Here is a 6,230-nt window from a genome sequence, read left to right on the forward strand (position 1 = left end):
TGGGGTTTCTCTTTCCGCCCGAAAGCCCTGCTCCCTCTTCTCCGCTCGTTTCCCGACTTTCGCAGGGGTTTTCCGGCGTCTTCCGGCAGGGAGGGCGCTGAGAATCGACAAAAAAAGCGGCCTTTCGGCCGCTCGCTAAAGGAGGGGTTAGTATCGACAATGTCACTATACCAAAGGCGCAAGCTTCAGTACGTGACGTTTGTCACTAGCGATCCAAACTATGTTATTCACATTGAAATTTCCCGGTTCAGGGCGGAGTGTTCGGGAAGAGCGGTCACAGGCAGCGGGCCCCGTCCCCGGCGAGCAGGGATCGCCACGGGGAGGGACGAAAGGACTTGAACGACCCAAAGGACCAAAATGACCCCGAAACCCGACGGAAGAATGACCCCGCTCCCCGACAGAAAAACTCCCCGCGCCCTGTTGGCAAGCACCCCCCCGGCCCCGGCGGCGCGTGACACTCCCGGCCTGAAGGCGGTGCTACACGGAATCTCTCGAAGCGAGGGGTGACCCCACCCCGAAAGGGGGTTTCCTCGCTTTTTCCCGCCGTCCTTTTGGTCCCTTTGGTCGTTTTGGTCCTTTCGTCCTTTGTCGTCGCACCGCGGGAGGTGGTGAATCCGCTTCCCCGTCGCCCGATTCCGGCTTGAATTCGGCGGGGAAAACTGGTAACGTTCGAGCCTCGCGGACACCGAAACGGCGAGGGGAGGGACACCGATGTGCGGAATCGTGGGGATCTTCAGCCGGGAAGGACGCCTCGACGCCGCCGAGCGGGCCGCCCTGGCCCTTTTCGGCGAACAGCACCGCGGCCAGGAGAGCTGCGGCCTCGCCTGGAGCGACGGGGAGGGGATCCAGCTCCACAAGAGCATGGGCCTCGTCAAGGAAGTTTTCACGCCGGCAGTCCTCGAGCCGATGAAGGGCCACCTGGCCATCGGGCACGTCCGCTACCCCACCCAGGGCGGCGCCACCGTGGACAACGCCCAGCCCCACCTCCTGGAGACCCTCGCCGGCCCTTGCTACGCGCTGTCCAGCAACGGCGACCTGGTGAACTACCGGGAGATCCGGAAGGAACTCGAACGCAAGGGCGTCTTCTTCCGCAGCCGCAACGACGGCGAGGCCATCCTCCGGCTCCTGGCCTACCTGATGGAGATCGAGTGCCAGAGCCTGATCAGCGCCATCGAAACCTGTTTCACCCAGCTCCAGGGCGCCTACTCCACCGTCCTCCTCACGCCGCACGGCCTGACGGCGTTCCGGGACCCCTACGGTTTCCGCCCCATGCTCCTCGGTGAAATCGAGGGCGGCTGGGCGGTCACCTCGGAAAGCTGCGCCCTCAACATCCTCCGGGCGCGAAACATCCGGGAGATCGCCCCCGGCGAGATCGTGGACTTCCGGGAGGACGGCGTCCGGACCCACCGGGGAAACGTGGCCTTCTTCCGGAACGCGCAACACCCCGGCACCGCCCACTGCGTCTTCGAGCACATCTACTTCGCCCGCCCCGACTCCCAGCAGTACGGCCGGCGCGTCTACGACGTCCGTCGGGAGATCGGCCGCCGCCTGGCCGCCGGCGACGCCTTCACCCCCGACTGCGTGGTCCCCGTCCCTGACTCCGCCAACTTCATCGCCCAGGGGTACGCCGAGGCCGCGGGGGCGCCCTTCGCCTTCGGGCTCATCCGCAACCACTACGTGGGACGGACCTTCATCAAGCCCCAGCAGACCTTCCGGGACGAGTCGGTCAAACAGAAGTTCAACCCGCTGGCCGGTTTCTTCGAGGGGAAGTCGGTGGTCCTCGTGGACGACTCCATCGTCCGGGGCACGACGCTGCGGAAGCTCGTCCGCATGATCAAGGGGGCGGGCGCCCGCGAGGTCCACCTGCGCATCGGTTCGCCGCCGGTCCGCTACCCCTGCTATTACGGCATCGACACCCCCACCTTCGAGGAACTCATCGCCAACCAGCTCTCCCTGGAGGACCTCGGGAGGCACCTGGAGGCGGACAGCCTCCGCTACCTCTCCCTGGGGGACCTCCTGGCGGCGGCGAAGAACGGCGGGGTCTACTGCGACGCCTGCTTCACCGGCGACTACCCCGTCGGCGTGGCGCCAGGCGGGGGATCCTGCGCATGAGCCGGCCCCTGGACGAACTGGCCGGCGCCTTCGTCGACCACCTCCGCTACGAGCGCAACGCGCCGCCCCGAACCGTCAGCAGCTACGCGGGGGACCTCCGGCAGTTCGTCGATTTCCTGCGCCGCACCGACGCCGACGGGAAACCCTTCCTCCCCGACGTGGACGACCTCGACCACCTGACCCTCCGGGAGTTCATGGGCTACCTCTACCAGAGAGGCCTCACGCGGCGCAGCATCTCCCGGAAGATCTCCACCCTGAGGGCGTTCTACCGCTACCTGTGCCGCCAGGAGCTGGTGAAGGCGAACCCCACGCTGCGGGTGTCCCTCCCGAAGGTGCCCAAGGTCATCCCGCCCCACCTGGAGGCTGACCAGGTGCGCGCCCTGGTGGAGGCCCCCCCGGCGGACACCGACGCGGGGGCCCGGGACCGCGCCATCCTGGAGCTGCTCTACGCCACGGGGGCCCGCGTGGGGGAGCTGACCGGCCTCAACCTCGAGGACCTGAACCTCACGGAGCGGATGATCCGGGTGCGGGGCAAGGGGCGCAAGGAGCGGGAGGTCCCCTTCGGCGAGCCCGCCCGCCGTGCCCTCGACGCCTGGATGAGCGTCCGGCAGCGGCTCCTCTTCGCCGGGCGCGAGGGGGTGCGCGACTCCCGGGCGGTCTTCCTGAACCTGCGCGGGGGCCGCCTGACCGCCCGGTCGGTCCTGCGCCTGGTCCAGCACTGGATGAGCACCACCGCCACCCGTCTCGACATCTCCCCCCACGCCCTCCGTCACTCCTTCGCCACCCACCTGCTCAACGCGGGGGCCGACCTGCGGCTCATCCAGGAGCTGCTGGGGCACTCCAGCCTCTCCACCACCCAAAAGTACACCCACCTCTCCGTGGAGACCCTCATGCAGGTCTACCGCAAGTCCCACCCGCGGGCCTGACGGGAAAGCGCCGTGAACGTCCTCCTGGTCCGGGCCAAGCCCGACTTCACCGACATGATCTACGGCCTCCCCGTCGGCCTGGCCTTCGTGGCGGCCCACGCCCGCCAGGCCGGTCACCGGGTCGCCGTCGCGGACCTGGCGCTGAGCCGGTCCACGACGGAGGCCGACGAACGCCTGATCTCGCGCCTGCGCGAAACGAAACCCGACGTGGTGGGCTTCACCGCCATGACGGTGGAGTACCGGTCGGCCGCCCGGGCCGCCCGGCTGGTCCGCGAGCACCTCCCGTCGGCCACCGTGGTCTTCGGGGGACAGCACCCCACGGTCCGGGCCGCGGAGACGGCAGCGGAGCCCTTCTGCGACGGGGTGGTCCGGGGGGAGGGGGAGGAGGTTTTCACGGCGCTGCTCGGCGGCCTGGAGAGCGGCGCCGATCTGTCGAAGCTTCGCGGACTGGCCTTCCGCCGGGACGGCGAGGTGGTCCTGACGGAGCCGCACCCCCTGGTGGAAGACCTGGACACGCTCCCCTGGCCCGCCTACGACCTCCTGGAGATGGAGCGCTACTTCCGGGCCAACTCGGCAAGAACGAGCCCGAAACACCGGCGCGTGGTCCAGCTCTTCACCAGCCGCGGCTGCCCCTGGCACTGCTGCTACTGCCACGACCTCTTCGGGAAGCGCTTCCGCGGCCGAAGCCCTGAGAACGTCGTCGCGGAGATGAAGATGCTCCAGGAGACGTGGCGCATCCGTGAGTTCATGATCGACGACGACGTGTTCAACTTCGACATTCGCCGCGCAAAGCGCATTTTCGAACTGATCCCGGCGGAAGGGGTCAAGGCCACGTTCCAGTTCAACAACGGGTTGCGGCTCGAGCACTTCGACGAGGACCTGGTGCGCAGGATGGCGGCGGCGGGGACCCACTTCATCGCCGTGGCCATCGAGTCGGCTTCCCCGCGAATTCAGAAGATGATCCGCAAGCACGTCCACCTGGACCGCGCCGCCCGCACCCTCTCCTGGATGCGGAAGTACGGCATCCGGACCCTCGGCTTCTTCATGCTGGGCTTCCCCACCGAGACCCGGGAGGAGATCGAGGAGACCATCCGCTGCGCCGCGGCGCTGGACCTGGACGAGGCCCTCTTCAGCATCGCCACCCCCTACCCCGGGACGGAGCTGAGCCGGCAGGTGGACGCGATGGGACTCTACGACCCCGACCGGGTCAGCCTGGGCGGCGAGGGGTTCTCGGCGCTGAAGACGGACCAGTTCGACTTCGCCACCCTCAAGGACTTCCAGCGGCGCGCCTACCGCACCTTCTTCCTGGCGAAGGGGCGCTGGCTCCGCATGCTGCCGCGCCTGCTCAACGTCCGCACCTCGTGGAAGTACCTCAAGGCCATCGAGCGCAACTTCCTCCCCGCCCGCCGCGGCAGGGGCACAAGGATCAGCTGAGATGAGCGATTTCAAAGCAAAGCGTTTCACTTACCGGGAATCCGTGCCGCTCGCCGCACCGGCGGACGAGGCCTTCCCACTCCTGTGCCCGGTCCGGGAGCCCGAGTGGCTGGACGGGTGGAGTTGCGACCTGCTCTACACCGACTCCGGCGTCGTGGAGGAGGGCTGCGTCTTCATCACCCACGCCCCGGGCGAGGACCCCACCTACTTCGTGACCACCGTCCACGACCCGGCCGACCGCCGGGTGGTCTTCGTCCGGCTCACGCCCGGGCAGAAGGTCATTCTCATGGAGTTGCGCGTGGATCCCGGCGACGGGGGCGCATCCCGCCTCACCGGCGCCTTCACGGTGACCGCCCTCGCCCCGGACGGGAACGCCCTGGTCGATGAACTGAGAGCGACCGGGGGCCGCGCCCTGAGCCTGCTCACCCGGAAACTGGCGGCTTGTCTCGAGCACTTCGTCCGGACGGGAACGTGCCTTCCCCGCTCCGCGTGGCCCCGGTGAAATCCGGTCACGTCGGTCACGGAAGCGGGTGGAAGCGCAGGCCGGGAACCCGCCATGCATGCACGTGCATGCCCGTGCAAGCGCAACCCGCGTTCGGAAGTCAAGCGAAACTCCGTTTGTGCCCTTTTACCTAGCCATCACCCAGGGAGCGGTAGTACAATTTTGACGCGGTCGCAAAAAGTACCATCACCCTCCGGGTGATGGCTCAAACAAAGGCGTTACAGACACTTTCCGGTCCGTCTTCCGACTTGTTGCGAACCCGTCATTGTTGATTCTGTCAAATACGATTTGCATTTCTCCGTGCCTCAGTGCCTCCGTGAGAGAAAAGGATCTTTTGCAGAACCGTCAATTTTAAAGGTCGGTGATGTTCCGCTTGAACCTATTTTTATTCGGGCCGTCCAATCAGTAGGGGCTTTCTCAGCCTCGAAGGGGGAACCATGAGCAAGAACCACCGCAACCGTCGTCTCCTCGTCCTCGCCTGCCTGCTTCTCCCGGCCTCCGTGCAGATGGCCCTGGGGGAAATCACCCCGTCCGACCCGACGGCCCGCAACCTGGAGGCCCGTTCCGACCCACCCCCGGCGAAGGCCCTCCTGCCGCCGGAAAAACTGGAGAGCCTGGTCGCCCCGATCGCGCTCTACCCGGACCCGTTGCTGGCCCAGGTCCTGGCGGCTTCCACCTACCCCCTGGAGCTGGTGGAAGCCTCCCAGTGGCTGACCGCTCACCCCGGCCTCGCGGGCGAAGCCCTGACGAAGGCCGCCCGGAAGGAGAACTGGGACCCGAGCGTCCAGGCCCTGGTCGCCTTCCCCGACGTGCTGAAGCGGATGACGGAAAACGTCAAGTGGACCACCGACCTCGGCGACGCCTACCTCGCCCAGGAGAAGGACGTCATGGACGCCGTCCAGCGCCTCCGGCTCGAGGCGAAGGAAGCGGGCAAGCTCGAGTCGGGCAAGGAACAGGAAGTCCGGACGAAGGTGGTCGAAAAACGGACCATCGTCGAGATCGTCCCGGACGACCCCGAGATCGTTTACGTGCCGGTCTATGACCCGGTCGTCATCTGGGGTTCCCCGGTCTATTACGACTACCCGGTCCTCTACTACCCGCCGCGTCCCGCCTATGCCGACTACTGGATCAGCTTCGGCGCCGGGGTGGCCCTGGGCTGCTTCTTCGCCGGCTGGAACGATTGGTACGGCTGGGGTTGGCCCGCCTGGGGCTGGGGTTGGGGCTGGCCCTACTGGAGCTGCAACTGGGGTTGGGGT

Annotated in this window: 5 protein-coding genes; all 5 read left to right on the forward strand. The window is 67.1% G+C overall.

Translation table 11 applies throughout. From position 1 onward, the window contains the following. Positions 1-711 precede the first annotated feature (711 nt). Complete coding sequence (gene purF, locus KA419_05910) at positions 712-2,112, forward strand: amidophosphoribosyltransferase (protein MBP7865467.1); 1,401 nt, start codon at positions 712-714, stop codon at positions 2,110-2,112. Further along, entirely contained in the window at positions 2,109-3,038 is a 930-nt protein-coding gene (gene xerC / locus KA419_05915) for a tyrosine recombinase XerC (GenBank protein ID MBP7865468.1), read from the forward strand. The genes purF and xerC overlap by 4 nt, the downstream gene beginning before the upstream one ends. A 12-nt stretch (positions 3,039-3,050) precedes the next feature. Then, complete coding sequence (locus KA419_05920) at positions 3,051-4,472, forward strand: cobalamin-dependent protein (GenBank protein ID MBP7865469.1); 1,422 nt, start codon at positions 3,051-3,053, stop codon at positions 4,470-4,472. A 1-nt stretch (position 4,473) separates the two neighbouring features. Beyond that, positions 4,474-4,974, forward strand: coding sequence for an SRPBCC family protein (locus KA419_05925; GenBank protein MBP7865470.1), 501 nt, complete (start codon positions 4,474-4,476; stop codon positions 4,972-4,974). Positions 4,975-5,411: 437 nt separating this feature from the next. After that, a partial coding sequence (locus KA419_05930) for a DUF3300 domain-containing protein (protein MBP7865471.1) occupies positions 5,412-6,230 on the forward strand: 819 nt, incomplete at its 3' end.

It is taken from the genome of Acidobacteriota bacterium (assembly GCA_018001935.1).
Classification (GTDB): Bacteria; Acidobacteriota; JAAYUB01; order JAAYUB01; family JAAYUB01; genus JAGNHB01.

What these genes read in the sequence shown, in the direction of transcription:
- KA419_05925 (MBP7865470.1), top strand. Translation starts at nt 4,474, where the DNA reads ATGAGCGATTTCAAAGCAAAGCGTTTCACTTACCGGGAATCCGTGCCG.
- purF (MBP7865467.1), top strand. Translation starts at nt 712, where the DNA reads ATGTGCGGAATCGTGGGGATCTTCAGCCGGGAAGGACGCCTCGACGCC.
- xerC (MBP7865468.1), top strand. Translation starts at nt 2,109, where the DNA reads ATGAGCCGGCCCCTGGACGAACTGGCCGGCGCCTTCGTCGACCACCTC.